Source organism: Nocardia citri, from assembly GCF_054065835.1.
In genome coordinates this window covers 129,000-147,576 of the sequence record NZ_JBSUQM010000001.1, presented here as the reverse complement: position 1 = coordinate 147,576, position 18,577 = coordinate 129,000, and the positions used below count along the sequence as shown (strand labels likewise).

20 protein-coding genes and 1 tRNA gene are annotated in these 18,577 nt (G+C 66.2%); 9 read left to right on the top strand and 12 right to left on the bottom strand.

Features of this window, described 5'->3' with window-relative positions; translation table 11 throughout:
• Nucleotides 1–29: 29 nt before the first annotated feature.
• Together ACW2Q0_RS00820 and crgA are read right to left on the bottom strand one after the other, a co-directional pair.
• Nucleotides 30–431 (bottom strand): PH domain-containing protein, encoded by a 402-nt coding sequence (locus ACW2Q0_RS00820; protein WP_457186029.1) that lies wholly within the window; start codon nt 429–431, stop codon nt 30–32.
• Between the two features lie 188 nt (nt 432–619).
• The gene (crgA, locus tag ACW2Q0_RS00815) at nt 620–883 is read right to left on the bottom strand and encodes a cell division protein CrgA (protein ID WP_063044162.1); all 264 of its coding nucleotides are present in this window, start codon (nt 881–883) and stop codon (nt 620–622) included.
• 205 nt (nt 884–1,088) lie between these two features.
• On the opposite strand from crgA, the gene ACW2Q0_RS00810 reads away from it, so the two are divergent.
• On the top strand, nt 1,089–1,733 hold the full coding sequence (locus ACW2Q0_RS00810; RefSeq protein ID WP_457185042.1) for an aminodeoxychorismate/anthranilate synthase component II: 645 nt from the start codon (nt 1,089–1,091) through the stop codon (nt 1,731–1,733).
• Nucleotides 1,733–2,845, top strand: coding sequence for a dihydrofolate reductase family protein (locus tag ACW2Q0_RS00805; protein ID WP_457185039.1), 1,113 nt, complete (start codon nt 1,733–1,735; stop codon nt 2,843–2,845). Before ACW2Q0_RS00810 ends, ACW2Q0_RS00805 begins: the two co-directional genes overlap by 1 nt.
• 84 nt (nt 2,846–2,929) lie before the next feature.
• Here ACW2Q0_RS00805 and pknB read toward each other — a convergent pair whose 3' ends face one another.
• The 7 genes from pknB to ACW2Q0_RS00770 all read right to left on the bottom strand — a co-directional run bounded on the left by pknB (nt 2,930) and on the right by ACW2Q0_RS00770 (nt 12,896).
• Nucleotides 2,930–4,834, bottom strand: a complete 1,905-nt coding sequence (gene pknB / locus ACW2Q0_RS00800) for a Stk1 family PASTA domain-containing Ser/Thr kinase (RefSeq protein WP_457185037.1) — start codon at nt 4,832–4,834, stop codon at nt 2,930–2,932.
• Nucleotides 4,831–6,351 (bottom strand): protein kinase domain-containing protein, encoded by a 1,521-nt coding sequence (locus ACW2Q0_RS00795; RefSeq protein ID WP_457185036.1) that lies wholly within the window; start codon nt 6,349–6,351, stop codon nt 4,831–4,833. Before ACW2Q0_RS00795 ends, pknB begins: the two co-directional genes overlap by 4 nt.
• A 43-nt stretch (nt 6,352–6,394) precedes the next feature.
• Nucleotides 6,395–7,861 carry a peptidoglycan D,D-transpeptidase FtsI family protein gene (locus ACW2Q0_RS00790; RefSeq protein ID WP_457185034.1) on the bottom strand — a complete coding sequence of 489 codons (1,467 nt, stop codon included), beginning with the start codon at nt 7,859–7,861 and terminating at the stop codon, nt 6,395–6,397.
• Nucleotides 7,858–9,333, bottom strand: coding sequence for an FtsW/RodA/SpoVE family cell cycle protein (locus tag ACW2Q0_RS00785; protein WP_457185032.1), 1,476 nt, complete (start codon nt 9,331–9,333; stop codon nt 7,858–7,860). Before ACW2Q0_RS00785 ends, ACW2Q0_RS00790 begins: the two co-directional genes overlap by 4 nt.
• Nucleotides 9,333–10,817, bottom strand: a complete 1,485-nt coding sequence (locus tag ACW2Q0_RS00780; RefSeq protein ID WP_457185030.1) for a protein phosphatase 2C domain-containing protein — start codon at nt 10,815–10,817, stop codon at nt 9,333–9,335. The genes ACW2Q0_RS00785 and ACW2Q0_RS00780 overlap by 1 nt, the downstream gene beginning before the upstream one ends.
• Nucleotides 10,814–11,281, bottom strand: coding sequence for an FHA domain-containing protein FhaB/FipA (locus tag ACW2Q0_RS00775; RefSeq protein WP_457185029.1), 468 nt, complete (start codon nt 11,279–11,281; stop codon nt 10,814–10,816). The genes ACW2Q0_RS00780 and ACW2Q0_RS00775 overlap by 4 nt, the downstream gene beginning before the upstream one ends.
• Before the next feature lie 202 nt (nt 11,282–11,483).
• Nucleotides 11,484–12,896 carry a DUF3662 and FHA domain-containing protein gene (locus tag ACW2Q0_RS00770; protein ID WP_457185027.1) on the bottom strand — a complete coding sequence of 471 codons (1,413 nt, stop codon included), beginning with the start codon at nt 12,894–12,896 and terminating at the stop codon, nt 11,484–11,486.
• Between the two features lie 224 nt (nt 12,897–13,120).
• On the opposite strand from ACW2Q0_RS00770, the gene ACW2Q0_RS00765 reads away from it, so the two are divergent.
• The 3 genes from ACW2Q0_RS00765 to ACW2Q0_RS00755 all read left to right on the top strand — a co-directional run bounded on the left by ACW2Q0_RS00765 (nt 13,121) and on the right by ACW2Q0_RS00755 (nt 15,268).
• A tRNA-Leu gene (locus tag ACW2Q0_RS00765) sits at nt 13,121–13,203 on the top strand.
• A 112-nt stretch (nt 13,204–13,315) separates the two neighbouring features.
• A complete protein-coding gene (locus tag ACW2Q0_RS00760) occupies nt 13,316–14,755 on the top strand; it encodes a tyrosine-type recombinase/integrase (protein WP_457185025.1) in 1,440 nt (479 codons plus the stop codon).
• Between the two features lie 96 nt (nt 14,756–14,851).
• On the top strand, nt 14,852–15,268 hold the full coding sequence (locus ACW2Q0_RS00755) for a hypothetical protein (RefSeq protein ID WP_457185023.1): 417 nt from the start codon (nt 14,852–14,854) through the stop codon (nt 15,266–15,268).
• On the opposite strand, the gene ACW2Q0_RS00750 is transcribed toward ACW2Q0_RS00755, so the two are convergent.
• From ACW2Q0_RS00750 to ACW2Q0_RS00740, 3 genes are all read right to left on the bottom strand, one after another.
• Nucleotides 15,228–16,067, bottom strand: coding sequence for a hypothetical protein (locus ACW2Q0_RS00750; RefSeq protein ID WP_457185021.1), 840 nt, complete (start codon nt 16,065–16,067; stop codon nt 15,228–15,230). The genes ACW2Q0_RS00755 and ACW2Q0_RS00750 overlap by 41 nt on opposite strands.
• A gap of 31 nt (nt 16,068–16,098) precedes the next feature.
• A complete protein-coding gene (locus ACW2Q0_RS00745) occupies nt 16,099–16,389 on the bottom strand; it encodes a helix-turn-helix domain-containing protein (RefSeq protein ID WP_457185019.1) in 291 nt (96 codons plus the stop codon).
• Between the two features lie 458 nt (nt 16,390–16,847).
• On the bottom strand, nt 16,848–17,132 hold the full coding sequence (locus ACW2Q0_RS00740) for a helix-turn-helix domain-containing protein (protein ID WP_457185017.1): 285 nt from the start codon (nt 17,130–17,132) through the stop codon (nt 16,848–16,850).
• A 151-nt stretch (nt 17,133–17,283) separates the two neighbouring features.
• On the opposite strand from ACW2Q0_RS00740, the gene ACW2Q0_RS00735 reads away from it, so the two are divergent.
• From ACW2Q0_RS00735 to ACW2Q0_RS00720, 4 genes are all read left to right on the top strand, one after another.
• On the top strand, nt 17,284–17,511 hold the full coding sequence (locus ACW2Q0_RS00735; RefSeq protein WP_457185015.1) for a helix-turn-helix domain-containing protein: 228 nt from the start codon (nt 17,284–17,286) through the stop codon (nt 17,509–17,511).
• Complete coding sequence (locus ACW2Q0_RS00730) at nt 17,508–17,747, top strand: helix-turn-helix domain-containing protein (RefSeq protein WP_457185013.1); 240 nt, start codon at nt 17,508–17,510, stop codon at nt 17,745–17,747. Before ACW2Q0_RS00735 ends, ACW2Q0_RS00730 begins: the two co-directional genes overlap by 4 nt.
• Nucleotides 17,744–18,058, top strand: coding sequence for a helix-turn-helix domain-containing protein (locus ACW2Q0_RS00725; RefSeq protein WP_457185011.1), 315 nt, complete (start codon nt 17,744–17,746; stop codon nt 18,056–18,058). The genes ACW2Q0_RS00730 and ACW2Q0_RS00725 overlap by 4 nt, the downstream gene beginning before the upstream one ends.
• Nucleotides 18,059–18,283: 225 nt before the next feature.
• Nucleotides 18,284–18,532, top strand: a complete 249-nt coding sequence (locus ACW2Q0_RS00720; RefSeq protein WP_457185009.1) for a hypothetical protein — start codon at nt 18,284–18,286, stop codon at nt 18,530–18,532.
• The last annotated feature ends 45 nt before the right edge of the window (nt 18,533–18,577 follow it).

The following is an 18,577-nucleotide window of genomic DNA, read 5'->3' as shown; positions in this document are numbered from 1 at the left end:
CGTTGCCGCCGCGCACATTCGGTGCGCGGCTACTGCGCTAGTCCGTGTGCGACAAGGGATTCGAATACCTCGTCCGGACTGGCACCGAGGTCCCAGCGGCCGAAGATCAGCAGGCGTTCGTCGCCGTGATGCTCGACATCGATTTCGAGCATCGGATTCTTGCGGCCGAGACGGCGATAGCCGACGACGCGGGCCCGCAGTATCTGATCGCGGGTGTATTCGGTCGGTCCGGTGAGGCTGCGAACGATCAGGCGCGGCTGTGCGTCCGTGGTAATGCTCAGACGCGGACGTTGCCGGAATCCGAGTCCGGCCAAGGCGAGTAGGCCGACCGCCGCCAATCCGATGAGCAGGCGACTTGGGCCGTCCTCGGCGAGGATGGCGGCTCCGGCCAGCACCACGCCACCGATGGTCACCGCGATGAGTGCGGCCATCGGCGTGGTCCAGGTGGTGCGTGGTTCAGGAAGCGGATCAGGCGAATCGGATTGATCCACGTGTCACTTGCCCCAATCGTTCCTCGAGTTGTCCACACGGTTATCCACAGGTGTGCATGAATGACATGTCTGTAATCCCACCGCTGGCGACTGCGTGCAGGCCGCTCGAAAGAGCCAGTTCGCGTGGGTCAACGCCACCGCATGGTCATGATCAGGCCGATGACCATCAAACCGAAGCCGATGAGGAAGTTCCACGCCCCGAGATCCGCCATCCAGGAGATCTTGTCATTGGCCAAGTAGTAGACGAGCAGCCAGACCAGCCCGGCCAGCATGAAGCCGAGCATGATCACGACGTACCAGACCGGGGACGGCCCGGCCTTCACCTTGACCGGCGTGCGGCTGGCGGGATTGATCGTGTAGTCGGTCTTCTTACGGACCTTGGACTTTGGCATGTCGTCCTCGTGTTCGGAGTTCAGGTCGGGTACCGGCGGGCGGTATTCGGTTGAATTATGGCCGAGCTCGCGCACCACAAGACCCGATCCGGCGAGGGCCGAGGCGGTCCGGGTACGGGCTCAGGTCCCCTCCGGTCTGTCTCTAGGCTATCCCAACTGGTAATGCGCGCGACGGTCCACTGGGTCGCCACGTAATCTCGACAGCATGCGTGTACTGGTCGTCGACAACTACGACAGCTTCGTGTTCAACCTGGTGCAGTACCTCGGCCAGTTGGGTACCGAGGCCGCGGTCTGGCGCAATGACGACCCGAAGCTGGCCGATCTGGACGCGGTCGTCACCGAATACGACGGCATTCTGATCAGCCCCGGTCCGGGTACTCCGGATCGGGCCGGTGCGAGCATAGATCTGGTGCACGCCTGCGCCCGGCACAACATCCCGCTGCTCGGGGTGTGCCTCGGTCATCAGGCCATCGGCGAGGCCTTCGGCGCTACCGTGACGCGCGCGCCGGAGCTGCTGCACGGCAAGACCAGCTCGGTATTCCATCTCGGTGCGGGTGTGCTGGCTGGTCTGCCCGACCCGTTCACCGCGACCCGATACCACTCGCTGACCGTCCTGGAGAGCACCCTGCCCGCGGATATCGAGGTGATCGGACGTACCGAGTCCGGGATCGTGATGGCCATGCGGCATCGGACCCTGCCGATCCAGGGCGTGCAGTTCCATCCCGAATCGGTACTGACCCAGGGCGGGCACCGGATGTTGGCGAACTGGCTGGAGGTATGCGGCGAGCGTCCGTCCGAGGGGCTGGTCGAGATGCTGGAGGCGGAGGTTGCGGCACTGGTGACCCAGTGATGCGACGACCCTACGTTCTGCTGTCTGTCGCGGTCAGTGTCGACGGATATATCGACGACGCGAGTCCACAGCGGCTGAAGCTGTCCAATGCCGCGGATTTCGATCGGGTGGATCAGGTGCGCGCGGACTCCGACGCGATCCTGATCGGTGCGGAGACGCTGCGCCGCGACAATCCGCGGTTGCTGGTCGACAGTGCCGACCGGCGGGCCGCGCGCATCGCGGCCGGGAAACCGGAGTATCCGTTGAAGATCGCCGTGAGCGCACGCGGCGATCTGGATCCCGAACTGCGGTTCTGGCACCACGGCGGCGAGAAACTCGTCTACACCACACACACCGGCGCGGCGAAACTCGGCGATCGGTTGGCGGGTCTGGCGGAGGTGGTCCCGCTCGGTGCCGATATCGACCTGGGTGCGCTGCTCGACGATCTCGGCCGCCGTGGCATTGCCCGGCTCATGGTCGAGGGCGGCACCCGCATACACACGCAGTTTCTCTCGGCGGACCTGGCCGATGAATTACACATGGCGGTCGCGCCGATCGTCGTCGGACATGCCGCAGCGCCACGCTTTCTCGGGCCCGCGAGTTACCCATCCCGCAGGATGCACCTGGCTGATGTCACCCGTGTCGGTGATGTCGCATTGCTGCGCTACCTGCCGCGCGAGTCCGAACAGACCGATATCCGATTCATGCGCCGGGCCATCGAATTGGCGCGGCTGTGCCCGCCCAGCCCGACCGCGTTCTCCGTCGGTGCGGTCATCGTCGCCGATGGTGTCGAGATTTCGACCGGCTATTCACGGGAGACCGACGCGAAGGTCCATGCGGAGGAGTCCGCGCTCGACAAGCTCGACGCGGATGATCCTCGGCTGGCGCGGGCGACGATCTACAGCACCCTGGAACCGTGTTCGCAGCGCGGCACCGCGACCCGGTTGCCATGCACCGAGCGGATTCTGCGGGCCGGGATTGCGCGCGTCGTCATCGCCTGGCGGGAACCAGCGACCTTCGTGACCGATTGCGTCGGGGTGGAACAACTGCGCGGGCACGGGGTCGAGGTGGTCGAACTGGCGGAGCTGGCGCAGGAGGCGATGTCGATGAATCGCCACCTGGATCTTTCCTGACCGGAGTCAGGCCTGCCGTAAGCAGCGCAGAGGCGGACCACGTGGTCCGCCTCTGCGCGTATCAAGGCCGTTGACTGGGCACGATCACGGCGGACCGAGAACGTAGGTCGTAATCGATATCGTTCCGTTCTTCGGGACCGCAGATCCGGCAGCAGGCTGCTGGCTGACGATCCGGCCGACGCTATTGGTATCGAAGGTGCCCTGGGCCGATTGGCTGATCTGTGCCGAGGTGCCGGTCCAACCGGCCTGTCGCAGCTTTTCCACCGCCTGTGCCGTGGTCAGGCCGATCAGACTCGGCATGGTGATATCGCCGCTGGAAACCTGCACGGTGACCGTCGACCCCTTGTCCGCGGTGGTACCACCCGCCGGATTCGTCGAGATCACCTCGCCCTTGGGCTTCGAGGACGCCACCTCCTGGATGGTGATCTTGAACCCGGCGCTGTCCACCAGATTGGGCTGCGCGACGCTGATGTCCTGACCGACCACATTCGGCACCCGGATCTGCTCCGGCCCGGAGCCGAGGATCACCACAATGGCCCGGTCGATGTCGACACGCGAGCCTGCCGACGGATCGGTGCCGATCACCTTGTCCGTCTCCTGTGCACTCGACGCTTTGCGCTGAACATTCGGATCCATCCGCAAACCATTGGCGTTCAGCTGCTGTTCGGCCTGCTCCTGAGTCATGCCGTCGAGCCGGGGAATCTGCACCTGCGCCGGTCCGGTGGAGACCTGCACGGTAATCGTGCTTCCCTTGTCGACCCGGGAACCGCCGAGCGGCTGGGTGGAGATGACATTGCCGGTGGCGACCTTGTTATCCGCCTTCTGCTGGATGGCCACCGTGAAGCCGAGTTTCTGCAGCGAGTCCTGGGCCTGCTGCGCCGATTTGTTCGAAAGATCCGGTATCGGTACTTGATCCGGGCGCGCGCCCGGTCCGATCAATACCCAGAACAGGGCGAAGGCCACGATAACCGCCGCGGCGGCGCCGAGCGCGATATAGAGGTTGCGGCGCGGACTCGCCGGTTCGGCGGGTTCCTGCTCGGCGGTGTCGTCATTGCGCTCGACGGTGCGGAAGTTGCGCGGCGCCGGTTCGTTCGAGCCGAGGATGGTGGTGCGGTCCTCGTCGGTCATCACCGTCGGTGCGCTGGGCTTCTGGCCACCGAGGACCCGAATCAGATCGGAGCGCATTTCGGCGGCGGTCTGGTAGCGGTTGGCCGGATTCTTGCTCATCGCCTTGAGCACAACGGAATCCAGCTCACGCGGCACCCCGTTGTGCACATGCGACGGCAGCCGCGGATCCTCGCGGACGTGCTGGTAGGCCACCGCGATCGGCGAGTCGCCGGTGAAAGGCGGTTCGCCGGTGAGGATTTCGAACAGCACACAGCCAACGGAGTACACGTCCGAGCGAGCGTCGACGGTCTCACCGCGCGCCTGCTCGGGCGAAAGATATTGCGCGGTACCGATCACGGCCGCGGTCTGGGTCATCGGATTGGAGCTGTCGGCGATAGCGCGTGCGATGCCGAAGTCCATCACCTTCACCGCACCCGCCCGGTTGATCATGATGTTCGCGGGCTTCATATCGCGGTGCACGATTCCGGCCTTATGGCTGAAATCCAGTGCCGCGCAGACGTCGGCGACGACCTCCATGGCTCGGCGCGGGGGCAACGGGCCTTTGCCGCGCACGATATCGCGCAACGTATCGCCGTCGACATACTCCATGACGATGTACGGCAACGGCCCGCCGTCCACCTCTGCCTCGCCGGTGTCGTAGACCGCGACAATGGCCGGATGGTTCAGTGCGGCGGCGTTCTGTGCCTCGCGCTTGAAGCGCAGATAGAACGTCGGGTCGCGGGCCAGGTCGGCGCGCAGCACCTTGATCGCCACGTCCCGGCTGAGCCGTAGATCGCGCGCCTTGTGGACTTCGGACATGCCGCCGAACCCGATGATCTCACCCAGCTCGTAGCGGGACGAGAGATTCTTCGGGGTCGTCATGGTTGTCCTTGCGGAGTAGCAGCGCCTGGAGTGGCCGAGGGTCCTCGGGCACCGGGACCATCCGGAAATGGTAAATCGAGCGTAGGGAACCACGAGCCTCTGGTGGTGGTGGACGGGCTCGTTGTCCTCGACGACTTCGTCGTGGTCGGCGCCGTGGTGCTCGGCGTCGTCGTCGGCGGCTGCGTCGTCGTCGTCGGTTCCAGGGTCGGCGGCGGCGGGGCCGGTCTGGTTGTGGTGACCACGGTCGTCGGCGGCTCGGTTGTTGTCGTCGTCGGCGGTGTGGTGACCGGCGGTGGTATGACCACCTTCGCGGTGGTGGTCGGGCGCACGGTATCCGGATTGGTATCGCCGCCGAAGAGCAGCCACAGAACGAGACCGACGAGCAGTACCGCGCCGACAGCGACGGCCGCGCCGACCTTCTGGCCGGTGGTGAACTTCGAGGTCTCCGGGCCTGGCCCCGGATTGGTGCGGGGGGCACCGGAACTCATCACGGTTCTGGGTGCACCGGCGGGCGTCTGTCTGGTCGAACCGGCGCCCGCCACACCCATGGGAGTGGGCGGGGTGTTGTACCGGACCGTCGGGCCCTCGTGGTCGTGCGACGGCATGATCACCGTCGGACCCGGCGGCAGCACCCGGGTCGCACCGGTCGCCATCGGTGCGCCGGTGGCGACCGGCGGTGGTGGGCGGCGCCCGGCGCGCACGGCGGCGACGGCATCGGCGAATTCGCCGCCGCTGGCGTAGCGCAGGGTTGGATCCTTGCCCATGGTGATCTCGATCAGCTCGCGCACATTGGGTGGCAGATCGGACGGCATCGGCGGCGGGGCCTCGCGCACATGTTTCATCGCGACGGTGATCGCACCGTCACCGCTGAACGGCCGCTGTCCGGCCAGTGCCTCATAGCCGACCACACCGAGCGCGTACACATCGCTGGCCGCGGTCGCGTCCTCGCCGACCGCCTGCTCCGGCGCGATGTACTGGGCGGTGCCCATCACCATGCCGGTCTTCGTCACCGGGGAGGCGTCGACCGCCTTGGCGATGCCGAAATCGGTGATCTTCACCTGACCGGTCGGCGTGACGAGGATATTGCCCGGCTTCACATCACGGTGCACTACACCGACGGCGTGCGCGACCTCGAGTGCGCGACCGGTCTGTTCCAGCATGTCCAGCCCCTGGGCCACCGACAGTCGGCCCAGCCGGTTCAGCACGGTATTGAGCGGTTCGCCCTGCACCAATTCCATGACCAGATAGGCGGTTTCCCCGCCGCTCGGATCCGTGGTCTCGCCGTAGTCGTAGATTCCGGCGATGCCCGGGTGATTCAGCTGGGCCGTGGTCTTGGCCTCACTGCGGAAACGGTGCCGGAAGGTCGGGTCGGCCGAAAACTCGGATTTGAGCACCTTCACCGCGACCCGGCGGTCCAGCCGGGTGTCGAGTGCCTCCCACACTTGGCCCATACCGCCCGTGGCGATCAGGCGTTGCAGGCGGTATCGGTCGGCGATCAACGCGCCGTTGTTCAGCATCCCGGCCCCCGTACATCCACTCGCACTCGCACGTTCATATCTCTCAGCGCCCTCGCAAACCGGCATCCAGGACCGCGCGGGCAATCGGCGCGGCCACCGAGCCACCCGTCGCGGCCAACGCCCGGTCGCCGCCGTTCTCCACGATCACCGCGATGGCGATCTTGGGGTTCTGCGCGGGCGCGAAGGCGATGTACCAGGCGTGGGGTGGCGTATTGCGCGGATTGCTTCCGTGTTCGGCGGTTCCGGTCTTAGAGGCGATTTGATACCGGGTCTGGCCGTGTCCGACGGTGTTGTCCTCCGACGCGATCATCAGGTTGGTCAGCGTTGACGCTACCTGGGCGCTGACAGCTTGGCCGACCGAGACCGGTTTATTTTTCGAGAGCTCGCTCAGATCAGGTCCCTGCAGTTGGTCGACCAGATACGGCTCCATGCGGACACCGCCGTTGGCGATGGTCGCGGCGATGACCGCATTGTCCAGTGGAGTGAGCGCGACATCGCGCTGGCCGATGCTGCTCTGCGCCAGGGCGGCATTGTCCGGAATCGTGCCGACGGTGCTCTCCGCCACCGGAATCGGAATGCCGCGGTGCGCGCCGATGCCGAATGCCGCGGCCTCGTCCTTGAGGTTCGAAGAGCCGACCTTGAGGCCGAGTTCGACGAATGCGGTATTGCAGGATCTGCGGAACGCCTCGGTGAGCGAAGCGGTGGGGCCGTTGCCGCAGGTTGTGCCGTTGTAGTTCTCCAGGGTTGTGTTGGTCCCCGGCAACGTGATGTTCGGCGCGGCGGTGAACTGATCGTCCGGTGTAGCGGTGCCGTTGGCCAACGCGGCGGCGGTGACCACCACCTTGAAGGTGGAGCCTGGCGGATAGGTCTGCGACACAGCACGATTCAACATGGGTTGGCGCTGGTCCGCACTCAGCTCTTCCCAAGATTTGGTGCCCTGGGCGCCATCGTGCCCGGACAACAGGTTCGGGTCGTAGCTCGGGGTGGACACCATGGTGAGAATCTTGCCCGTACTCGGCTCGATCGCCACCACGGAACCGGTGAAGCCCTTGGCGGTCAACTGCTCGTAGGCGACCTGCTGCATCATCGGATCCAGCGTGGTGAGCACATTGCCGCCGCGCGGATCACGACCGGAGATCATATCGATCAGGCGGCGGCCGAACAGCGAATTATCCGAACCGTTGAGCACGGTATCCTCGGCGCGCTCCAGCCCCGTGCTGCCGTACTGCATCGAGTAGAAGCCGGTCGCCGGTGCGTACGCCGCCGGATCGGTCGGGTAGGTGCGCAGGTACTTGTAGCGGTCGTCGGTGGCGACCGAACTGGCCAGCACCGTGCCGCCCGCCGAGATCTGCCCGCGCTGGCGGGCATATTCGTCGAGCAGCACGCGTGAGTTACGTGGATCGGTGCGGTAGTCGTCGGCCTTGATCACCTGCACATAGGTGGCATTGAGCAGTAGCGCGACGATCATGAGCATCACCGCCACCGCGACCCGTCGTAGCGGTGTGTTCATTCCTGCGGCCTCGCTTCCGGTTTGCGCAGAAGCTCGGTGGTCGCGTCCGCGATCGGGGCCACCGGATCCTTCTTGCGCACCGGCGCCGGGGCACGCGCCGCGTCGGAGACCTTGATCAGCAATGCCAGCAGCGCATAGTTGGCCAGCAGCGACGAACCGCCGTAGGACATGAACGGGGTGGTCAGACCGGTCAGCGGAATCAGTTTGGTGACACCGCCGACCACCACGAACAGCTGGATGGCGATGGTGAACGCCAATCCGGCGGCCAGCAGCTTACCGAAGCTGTCCCGGACGGCGAGTGCCGTCCGCAGCCCACGCATCACGAAAATCAGGAACAGCAGCAACACCGCGGCGAGTCCGAACAGGCCGAGTTCCTCGCCGATGGTGGTGATGATGAAGTCGGTCTTGGCGAAGGGCACCTGCGAGGGGCGTCCGCTACCGAGGCCGGTGCCCGCCAAACCGCCGGTCGCCAGACCGAACAGCGACTGCGAAATCTGATAGCCGGTGTTGTTGTAATCCGCAAACGGGTGCAGCCAGGTCTGGGTGCGCACCCGCACATGGCTGAAAGCCTGGTAAGCGAAGAAGAATCCGATGGTCAGCAGGACGCCGCCGATGATAAGCCAGCCGACCCGCTCGGTCGCGATGTAGAGCATCACCAACACCGTGCCGAAGATCAACAGCGAAGTGCCGAGGTCTTTTTCGAAGACGAGCACGCCGATGCAGACGATCCATACCACCAGGATCGGTCCGAGGTCGCGGGCGCGCGGGAACTCCATGCCGAGGAAATGCCGACCAGCCGCGGTGAACAGATCGCGCTTGGCGACCAGCACCGAGGCGAAGAAGATGATCAGCAGGATCTTCGCGAATTCACCCGGCTGCACACTCAATCCGGGCAGCCGGATCCAGATCTTGGAGCCGTTGGTCTCCGAATACGCCGCGGGCAACAATGCCGGAATCGCCAGCGCGACAAGGCCGATCAGCCCTAGGGTGTAGCTGTAGCGGGCCAGCGTGCGGTAATCGCGCAGCACGACCAGGAGCGCGATGAAGATGATCATCCCCAGACCGGTCCACAGGATCTGTTGATTGGCGTCAGGGGAGGGGATCGGCCACGAGTTGTAGGCGGCGGTCTGAGCATCCGCGAGATCGAGCCGATGGATCAGCACGAGGCCGAGTCCATTCAATAGCGCGGCGATCGGTAAGAGCAACGGATCGGCGAACGGTGCGAAGCGCCGCACCGCGAGATGTGCCACCGCGAACAGGGCGAGATAGGCGAGACCGTACTTGGCGATATCCCAGGTGACCGATTGCTCCTGACTCGCCTCGACCAGGAACAGCGAAACGGTGACGATGCCCGTGGCACCGGCGAGCAGGATGAGTTCGGCATTGCGCTTCGTCGACGGCGGCGGCGCGGGCGCGAATCCGCCCGGTGGACTGGGAAACGCCCCAGCGGACGGTGGTGCCGGAGCGGACATCAGTCCGTCACCCGGCAAGGCTCCCCCGCCGTCTGGGGGTTCGGCGACATCGTCGCCGGGGTCTTGGCGTCGGGGATCTTGGTCTCACCCGGTTGCGGTTCGGGGGTGGCGGGCGGACGGTTCTCGGTGGTCGGCGCGACCGTCGTCGGCACGGGGAAACCGGGCTGCATGGGCGGTTCGCTGGAGGGCACGACTCCGGGCTGCGGCACCGACGCCTTGGACCGGCAGGGCGGCAACAGCTCATTGCGCGACAGCGTCTGCATCTGCTTGCGCGCCTCGTCCAGCGAACCCGGCGGCAGTCCCTTGTCCACCTGGTCGTGTCCGGTCTGCTTGAGATCGGAAACCTCGAGCGATTTACATTTCGGCGGCAGCGTCTCGTCCGGCTGCTTCAGGGTGAGCGCGCCGGTCGGGTCGACACAGCCGATCATCTCGACCTCGTGGATCGAATAGCCCAGCACCGAGCCCGGCAGCCCGCGCATGATGACGACCTTGTCGTTATCCGCGCCCACGTAGTAGTTACTGCGAATCATCGTGTAGCCGACCAGCAATCCGACGACCGCGGCCGCCACCAGGGCGACCGCGAGCAGGATCCAGCGCAATTTATGTGATTTCCGCTGCGGCGGCGGCTCCGGTGCGGCGGCGGCTCGGCGCGGTTCGGCCCGTGGCGGACGCATCGCGGCGGCCCGGCCGGCGGCGGTATTCGGCGGCGGGGTGTCCTCGTCCTGGCCGGAGGCCGCACCCGCCACGATCGGATGGCTCTGCCCGTAGTCCAGATCGATGACATCGGCGACGACCACGGTGACGTTGTCCGGACCGCCGCTGCGCAAGGCGAGTTCGATGAGCCGGTCGGCACATTCGTCGGTGCCGCCCTCGCGCATGGTGTTGGCGATGGTCTCATCGCTGACCACATCGGAGAGTCCGTCGGAGCACAGCAGATAGCGATCGCCGGCCCGGGCCTCGCGCATGATCAGCGTCGGCTCGATCTCATTACCGGTGAGGGCGCGCATGATCAGCGAACGCTGCGGATGGGTATGCGCCTGCTCGGGCGTGATCCGGCCTTCGTCGACCAGTGACTGGACGAAGGTGTCGTCGCGGGTGATCTGGGCAAGTTCGCCGCCGCGCAGCAGATACGCGCGCGAGTCACCGATATGGACCAGGCCGAGCTTCTTACCCGCGAACAGGATCGCCGTGAGCGTGGTGCCCATGCCGTCGAGTTCGGGCTCTTCCTCGACGTGATCGGCAATGGCGGCATTGCCCTCGTGGACGGCGGTATTGAGCTTGCCGAGCAGATCGTCACCGGGCTCGTCGTCGTCCAGATGGGCGAGCGCGGCAATCATCAACTGCGACGCCACCTCGCCGGCGGCGTGGCCACCCATACCGTCGGCTAGTGCGAGCAGCCGTGCGCCCGCATAGACGGAGTCCTCGTTGTTGCCTCGGACAAGACCGCGGTCGCTGCGCGCTGCGTAGCGGAGAACAAGTGTCACGATCGCAGCTCGATCACTGTTTTGCCGACACGGACGGGGGTGCCGAGTGGAACTCGGACAGCGGTGGTGACTTTCGCGCGGTCGAGGTAAGTGCCGTTCGTCGAGCCGAGGTCTTCGACGTACCAGTCCTCACCGCGCGGTGAGAGCCGCGCATGTCTGGTCGAGGCGTAATCATCGGTGAGCACCAGCGTTGAGTCGTCCGCACGTCCGATCAGCACCGGTTGGGTGCCGAGCGAGATGCGAGTGCCGGCGAGTGAACCTTGAGTCACCACAAGAAATTTGGCGCCCTTCTGGCCTCGGCTGAAAGAAGGCAGCACCGCGGAACCGCGTGCGGCCCTGGGCTGGATCCGGATGCCGGATGCCGCGTAGATGTCGCTGCGCAGGGTGCGCAACACCGCCCACACGAATAACCACAACAGCAGCAGGAACCCCGCACGGGTCAATTGCAGGATGAGTCCCTGCACGGCGCTCCACCTCCTGTTCGACCGTGTACGTCGGTGCCCGTAGGTGCGAGTTCGCCCCCACCGGCGTGCTGGTTTCGCGAGCCCCGGTCCTGGCGACGCGCGTGTGTTGGCAGCATCATAGGGCCGTGGGTCGAGTTCGATCACGATACGGCCGCAGAATCCCTGTACGCCATGTCGTGACCTGCACCGCGAGCTTACGGGATCAGACGATACGGATCAGGATCTCGGAGTGCCCGGCGCGGATAACGTCGCCATCGGCCAGCTGCCAGTCCTGAACCGGGGAGCCGTTGACGAGGGTGCCGTTGGTCGAACCCAGATCCGAGAGCATCGCCGTCTGCCCGTCCCAGCGAACCTCGATGTGCCTGCGGGAAACCCCGGTATCCGGCAGCCGGAAGTGCGCGTCCTGACCGCGGCCGATGATGTTGCTGCCCTCGCGGAGCTGGTAGGTGCGGCCACTGCCGTCGTCGAGTTGCAGCGTCGCGGAATAGCCCGAAGCGGCTTGTGCGCCACCACCGTACGCGGGGGCCTGGTAGCCGCCGCCCTGGGCGCCGTAGCCGGGCTGTTGCGAGTAGGCCTGGCCGTAGCCACCCTGCTCCTCGGGCGCGGCGTAGCCCTGCTCGCCGTAGCCCGGTTCCGCGTAACCCTGTTCGCCGTAGCCGGACTGCGCGTAGCCCTGCTGGCCGTAACCCGGCTGCTGACCGTAACCGCCCTGGTCGGCATAGCCCTGTTCGGCGTAGCCGGACTGTCCGTAGCCCTGCTGGCCGTAACCGCCCTGCTCGCCGTAGCCCTGGCCATAGCCGGGCTCCTGGTAGCCCTGCTGGCCGTAGTCCTGGTCGGCGTAGCCACCCTGCTGCTGGCCGTAGCCGCCACGCTCACCGTAGCCGCCCTGGCCGTAACCGGGCTCCTGGTAGGCCTGCTGGCCGTAGCCCTGGCCACCCTGCTGGTAGTCGTAGCCGTTCTGGTAGTCGCCGTAACCCTGCTGCGAGTCCGGCGCCTGGTAGTCGGAGCCACCGCCGTAGGGTGCGCCGCCCCGGGCGTAGTCGTCGCGGTACGCACCGTTCGGCGGCCCAGGCCGCCCCGCAGGCGGCGGTGCGTACCCGCGGTTGCGTGGATCGGACTCCGCGGGCTCACGGCTTGGGTCGTAGCCTGAGTTCTGCGTCATGGGGCCAGCTCCTGGTTGCGGGTGTGCAGGTCGTTGTGGCATGGGTTCGGGGCTGCGAGCCGGTGTGGCTCTGCGGCCGATGTCGGGATCGACCCGACCACTCGCCCTGAACTGTCCGGTGTGCAGCGTAGGTGATGTCTCGAATGCCACGTGTACTTCGCCGTAGGTCTGCCAGCCTTGCTCGCGGATGTAGTCCTGCAGGTGTTTGGCGAACGCGCGGGTGGTGAGGTCGTGGTCGGCGTCGAGTTGTTGGTGATCAGAGGGGTTGATCGTGATCACATAACTGTTGGGCGCCAACAGATGTCCGCCACCCAGATCCTGGATATTGTCGGCGGCCTCCTGCTCGAGTGCCGCTTCCACCTCCTGGGGAACGACACTGCCCCCGAAGGCTCTGGCGAACACGTCACCGACGGCGCCTTGCAGGCGACGCTCGAATCGAGAAACGATGCCCATCTCGGCCTCCCTTCGGTGAGCGTCTGTGTTGATTCATAACAACGACACACGAATATGGCGTGTCGCGTGTCGACCACGTTCATTGCATGATATCCACGATCGTCCACACCTGTAACTCCCGGAAGCAACCCTGGGTTCCCATGTCGGTCCGGACCGCCCGCTAGCGCCGTCAACAGGCGATTTCGTGTCTCGCTGACCCGCGTGATACTGTCTCTCAGTCGCTCGGGCGAGTGGCGGAATGGCAGACGCGCTGGCTTCAGGTGCCAGTGTCCTTCGGGACGTGGGGGTTCAAGTCCCCCTTCGCCCACAACATCGACGCAGATCAGGGGCGTAACCCACGGGTTATGCCCCTTCTACGTCCACACAGCGGTCCACAGGGAATCTGAGGGGATTCGGCCTGAGTACAAGGACTGTGTCCCATGGCGACCACTCCCCGTATCCGTGTCCGCAAGGATGGCTCTACTTACTCGCAGGTTCGCTACCGTGTCGACCGTCACGGCAAAGCGGTACAGACGTCCCAAAGTTTCGACGACCACGCCGCCGCGATCCGATGGGCGAAGTTGCTCGACCGGGTCGGCCCGGCCGAGGCTGAGCGCGTCCTCGCCGCCCAGCTCGGCGCCGCCGCGGAAAAGGTCACTCTGACCGACTGGCTACACCGGTACGTCGACCGCCTCGGCAAGAGCGTCGACGACGAGACCAGGCGCAAATACAAGCGGATGATCGACCGCGACATCACCCCGTTCTTCAACGGCCGACATCTGCCCGTCGACGCCGTCACGCCCGAACTCGATGCCGCGTGGGTCGAGTGGCTCGAAACCGAATTCGACAACGCGCCCAAGACGATCCGCAACAAACACGGCCTGTTGTGCGCGGCCATGGGCGCGGCCGCCCGGCAGCGGCCGACCGCGCTCATTCCATGGAACCCGTGCGCAGAGACCCGCCTGCCGAAGCAATCGGCCCGAGAGGTCGACCACCTGAGCGAGGACGAGTACGAGCTGATCGAGCAGCTACTCGCGCCGTTCTGGCGCCCATGGTGGGAATTCGGCGTTATGAGCATGGCGCGCCCCGGCGAGCAAGGCGCGCTCACCGTCGGCGACATCGACCGGGATACCGGCGGCGTCTCGATCACGAAAGCGTGGAAGTGGGCCAACGGCCGGATGAAGCTCGGCGACCCGAAAACCGAGCGCGGCATTCGCCAGACGTTCGTCCCGCTCGAGACAGTCTCGCGGCTCAACCTCGACCGCCCGGCCGACGCCTATCTATTCGAAACGCCGAGCGGCCTGCCGGTCACCTCGGTGCGGTTCTGGCAACAGGGATGGGCGCCCGCGCTTGCCCGGCTGGAGGCGCTCGCCGCGGGCGACCGGTCCCCGTTCACCGGTACGGCCGGATGGGAAGGGCTCTCGTTCGACGAGCTGCGCCGACGGTATGGGCACCTCGTCGGCCGCCTTACGGCGAAACGCCTCACCCCGTACTGCACTCGGCACACGGGCATTTCGTGGCGCCTGCAGGACGGCGAGCCGATCTGGGTCGTGTCCCGCGACGCCGGGCACTCGTCGATCGCGATCACGGATCGGCGGTACGGGCATATCTCGGCGGCGGCATCCGCGGCGAGCGCGCAGGCCGTTGCGGGCAGGCTGCCTCGTCTCCGTGGCCGGGTCCTCGACATGGAACAGGCACGCCGACGGCGCCTCGTCCGGCTCGGCCAGCTCGGCGAAATCGAGCGCGTCGCCGCCGGTTTCGAGGCTGTGTGGATGGACGCACGCGGGCTCGTGCAATCGCAGGTGTTCGACACCTACGACGCCGCGGTCGACCACGTCGCCCAGCATGAGGCGGGCGACCCGCTCGCCGACGTGGCGTGACGGCGGATTTCATTTCATATCAGGTGCAATGAAATGAAAATCACCGCAAGTGAATGCCGTTTTCCGATAGGCCCCGACTCTGTGTGTGGTGCGCCCGTGCCGCCGCGCACCGGGCCGGGCCGCCCGGCCGCCTACTGCGCCGATCCGGGGCACAACCCGGTACGGGCACACCGCGCCGCGAAGCGCTACGCCGCTGCGGCCGAGCAGGCCGACGCCGAGCATCTGGCCGCCGAACTCGAACGGGCCCGCGCCATTATCGCCGCGGCCGAGCGCGCTCGCCACGGCGCCGAGCGCGAGGCGCACGCGGCCCGGCGGGAGCGCGACGCCGCGCTCGCGCTGCGCGATCTGGCGCGCGGGGAGGCAACCGAGGTACGCGCCGAGGCCGCCGAGACGGTGTCGCGGATGCGGCAGGAGTTCGATCGCGAGCTCGCTGCGGTCGCGGCCGTAGCCGATGCCGAGATCGGGCGCGCGGTCACCGAGCACGCCATTGGCCATCCGCGTAGGACCGCCTAGCCGCGAGCTGTCGGCGGACGGTCGCGACCGGCCCGGCCGCGCCGACCGCCGACAGCAGCAGCAACGCAGGCACCCCCCACGCCAAGACAGCGACGAGCACGTACTCATCGAGTGTTCCGGCTGCCATGAGGACGGCGCCGGTTGCCACGTAACCGAGGCCGCATACGCCGATGAGCAGCATGAACCACACCGCGGCGCGCGGCGCGCAAGGGTCGCGCAGGCCGAGGATCGCCGCTAAGACGACGAGCGTGCACATCGCGGCAAGCCATATGCAGTAGGCCAGGCCGAACATGCGACTGCCTGCGTCGGACAGCTCGAACGCATCGTTGACCTGCTGTTCGGAAACGTCCCCGATTGCCCACGTCACGATTAGCAGGACCGCGGACGCGGCGCTGCCCACCGTCCACCACCACACTGCGGCATTTCCGAGCGAGCGCCCCCGTCTGGCGAGATCGACGAGAGTGCGGGCGCGCCGATGCGCGTCGAGGGTGCGTCGGATCTGCTGATGCAGACCGCCGGCGCCGCCAATGACACGCAGCGCGACAACTCCCAGCGTCCACCACCCGATCACCTGGCACAGCACCGCCGCAACGTCGGTCACATTCGCGACGCCGAGGGCTTGGAGGGCTGTGTCAACGTTTCGGTCGACGATCGGTGCCGACAGGGCGTAGCCCGCCGAGATCGCCAGCAATCCGGCGGTGAGCAGTCCGCCGGGTTGCTTGATGGCAAGCCGGGCGAGGCCAACGAGCAGGAGGAGAAGTACCGCCGCGAGCATGACGGCGTCGTATTGAGGTGCCACGAACAGAATGTACGGATCGGAAACCGGTCGGTTACAGGCCGAGCGCGTTCCGCCATTCCTCGCCGGGGGTCGGGTGCGGATAGTCGCCGGTTTTCACGCGTCGGTCTACGCGCTCGAAAAGCGTTGTGGGCGATACATTCAGCGCCGCAGCAACGTCGTAGATATCGCCCAGCTCCACATCGCGCGTCCCGGCCTCAGTGCGTTTGTATGTGCTAAGCCCCCACCCGAGTTGTGACCTCAGCGTGTCCTTGGTGAGACCGGCAGCCTCCCGGCGTACGCGTAGCTCCCACCCGAACGCGCGATTCAGCGATCCGCGATCCATCACGCAAACATACCGACGATTTGGTTGCGCGGTCCAAATTTGAACCGTACTGTTCTGCATGTCGCCCGTTTGACAGGGCGGCAATTGGGTATATATGGCGGCCGTTCCAGGGGGTTGGGGCGACTTTGCCACCGTTTGGGGTGAGGTGGAACGTGACGATAGCGGCCAACAGCGACGTTGCTGTGAGCATCGACGACGGCCTGGGGGAACCGCCCCAATGGGATGCGCAAACCTGCTCGACCGGTACTATCGAACAGACGTTCGAGCGAGTGTCGGGACTCGCGACGATTGGCGGGTGGCGACACGATCGAGGGTGGGTAATGGGGCAGACGGCACGGAGCGGTCGACCGGCGGATGATTTGGCGGACTTGATCGCGGGCGCGAGCCGGATGCCGGCCGCGCGGTTCATCCTCGAGGTCCAAGCCCGCGGGCACGACCCTGTTCGCGTGCTGAACGATCTAACCCCCGAGTTCCTGCGCCTTTTTTAGTAGGTCCCCCAGTTCGACCCCCAGTGCGGTTGCGATCCGCAGCATCTGCGGCATACGCATGGACGACTGGCCGGTTTCGATGCGCCCGATCGTCTTCTTGCTGATACCGGTGAGCTCGGCGAGCTCGTCTTGCGTCATCTTGTCCCGCGTCGCTCGCAGAACCACTATCGCTTTGCCGAGCGCAATATCGAGCCTGCGCGCGGCCTCATCCATGTCGTCGCCCCGGTCGTCCTGATCGGCGGCTGATGTATTCATGTGTCCATTTAAGGGCCAAATCTGACCATTCCACAAGTGCCCCGGTCAGGACACGCTCACGTCCTCATGGTTGCCGAAAGGTCCCTGAATAGTCCCTGAAAGGGTCGAGTTTGGCTTGCTAAGGGACAACTCTGTCCCTAATGTGGTCAACATGCTCCCCATCAACACGGCGACCGCGGCGGCTGTTCGCGACGCGATAGCACAGGCTGACCGGACCGAGAAGTCCGTCGCCCAGGGCGCGAACATCACCCCGTCGAAGTGGCAGCGCCGCATCAACGGCCGGACCGCATTCAGCGCGAACGAGCTGAGTCGAATCTCGACCGTCCTCGGCGTGAGGATCAACGGCGTCGTGGACGCGGTCGCGGAGAGACTGCGATGACCTCGTCCGGCGAGTTGCGGCTCTACACGCTGGCCGAGACCGCCGAGCGTCTGCACGTCACCGAGGACTGGCTCATCAAGCGCGTTCGCTCGCGCCGCCTGTCCGCGCGCCGATCCGGCCGCAAATGGACGTTCTCGGCCGCCGACATCCTCGCCGCTATCGACTCGATGGCCGTTGCGGGCAACGCCGAAACCGCCGACGAGGCCACAGAAGTTAACCGAGTGGGTGCCAAGTGAGCGCCCCCGCAACGGAATTCGAGACCTTTACCCTCGAGCAGGTATGCGAGCTCACCGGCGCGCCGTCGCCCGACTGGCTGTACCGCCGCATCGCCTCGGGCGAACTCACGGCCGTACTGGCGGGCCGGTCCTGGCGGATGACACGCAGCGACATGTGCCGAGTCGTCGACCGGATGCGGGCCGCCGCCGAGCAGCAGCTCGCCGCCCGCGCCGTCGCCCGCCCCGATGAAACCCCCACTGCGCCCGCCAATCCCGCAGGGCTGTCCAAGCGCGGCGCTGCCCGCATGAAGCGGCAACGAGCCGCCGTCTGAGCTTCCCGCGGCGGCGCGCCGAACGCCGTCGCGGGCCGCGCGTCCCGGCGAGGGACCGCCGGGTGACCCCCTCACACCCAGCTCGCCGGGATGCGCACCAACCACCGACAGACAGGAGACCCCGATGGGCACCACGGCGACCATCGTTCTGATCTCGGTGGCGTGCGGTCACATCCTCGCGCCACCGCTCTACATGACCGGCTACTACGTCTGGCTGGCGCGGCGATGAGCGGCGATTTCATGGAGCTGACACCGGAACTGGCCGCCGAGATCGACTCGATGCCGTGCGCCATGTACTGCCAGGAGCCGTTCCCGTTCGCGTGGTGCGAAACCCACGACACCACATTCGCCTTGGGCGACACGTGCCCTGTGCAGGTCCCCGAACCCGAAACGTCCCCCGGCGATGTCCCGGGGATCACGACGCCCGGCGCGGATGGATCCGACCCCGCGCCGGGTGTCGCGCCAAACGCCTAACCCCGACACGTACCGCCGAGGGTCTATCTCGGCGGTCCGCTCCAC

What these genes read in the sequence shown, in the direction of transcription:
- ACW2Q0_RS00820 (WP_457186029.1), bottom strand. Translation starts at nt 431, where the DNA reads ATGGCCGCACTCATCGCGGTGACCATCGGTGGCGTGGTGCTGGCCGGA.
- crgA (WP_063044162.1), bottom strand. Translation starts at nt 883, where the DNA reads ATGCCAAAGTCCAAGGTCCGTAAGAAGACCGACTACACGATCAATCCC.
- ACW2Q0_RS00810 (WP_457185042.1), top strand. Translation starts at nt 1,089, where the DNA reads ATGCGTGTACTGGTCGTCGACAACTACGACAGCTTCGTGTTCAACCTG.
- ACW2Q0_RS00805 (WP_457185039.1), top strand. Translation starts at nt 1,733, where the DNA reads ATGCGACGACCCTACGTTCTGCTGTCTGTCGCGGTCAGTGTCGACGGA.
- pknB (WP_457185037.1), bottom strand. Translation starts at nt 4,834, where the DNA reads ATGACGACCCCGAAGAATCTCTCGTCCCGCTACGAGCTGGGTGAGATC.
- ACW2Q0_RS00795 (WP_457185036.1), bottom strand. Translation starts at nt 6,351, where the DNA reads ATGCTGAACAACGGCGCGTTGATCGCCGACCGATACCGCCTGCAACGC.
- ACW2Q0_RS00790 (WP_457185034.1), bottom strand. Translation starts at nt 7,861, where the DNA reads ATGAACACACCGCTACGACGGGTCGCGGTGGCGGTGATGCTCATGATC.
- ACW2Q0_RS00785 (WP_457185032.1), bottom strand. Translation starts at nt 9,333, where the DNA reads ATGTCCGCTCCGGCACCACCGTCCGCTGGGGCGTTTCCCAGTCCACCG.
- ACW2Q0_RS00770 (WP_457185027.1), bottom strand. Translation starts at nt 12,896, where the DNA reads ATGGGCATCGTTTCTCGATTCGAGCGTCGCCTGCAAGGCGCCGTCGGT.
- ACW2Q0_RS00760 (WP_457185025.1), top strand. Translation starts at nt 13,316, where the DNA reads ATGGCGACCACTCCCCGTATCCGTGTCCGCAAGGATGGCTCTACTTAC.
- ACW2Q0_RS00745 (WP_457185019.1), bottom strand. Translation starts at nt 16,389, where the DNA reads ATGGATCGCGGATCGCTGAATCGCGCGTTCGGGTGGGAGCTACGCGTA.
- ACW2Q0_RS00740 (WP_457185017.1), bottom strand. Translation starts at nt 17,132, where the DNA reads ATGAATACATCAGCCGCCGATCAGGACGACCGGGGCGACGACATGGAT.
- ACW2Q0_RS00735 (WP_457185015.1), top strand. Translation starts at nt 17,284, where the DNA reads ATGCTCCCCATCAACACGGCGACCGCGGCGGCTGTTCGCGACGCGATA.
- ACW2Q0_RS00730 (WP_457185013.1), top strand. Translation starts at nt 17,508, where the DNA reads ATGACCTCGTCCGGCGAGTTGCGGCTCTACACGCTGGCCGAGACCGCC.
- ACW2Q0_RS00720 (WP_457185009.1), top strand. Translation starts at nt 18,284, where the DNA reads ATGAGCGGCGATTTCATGGAGCTGACACCGGAACTGGCCGCCGAGATC.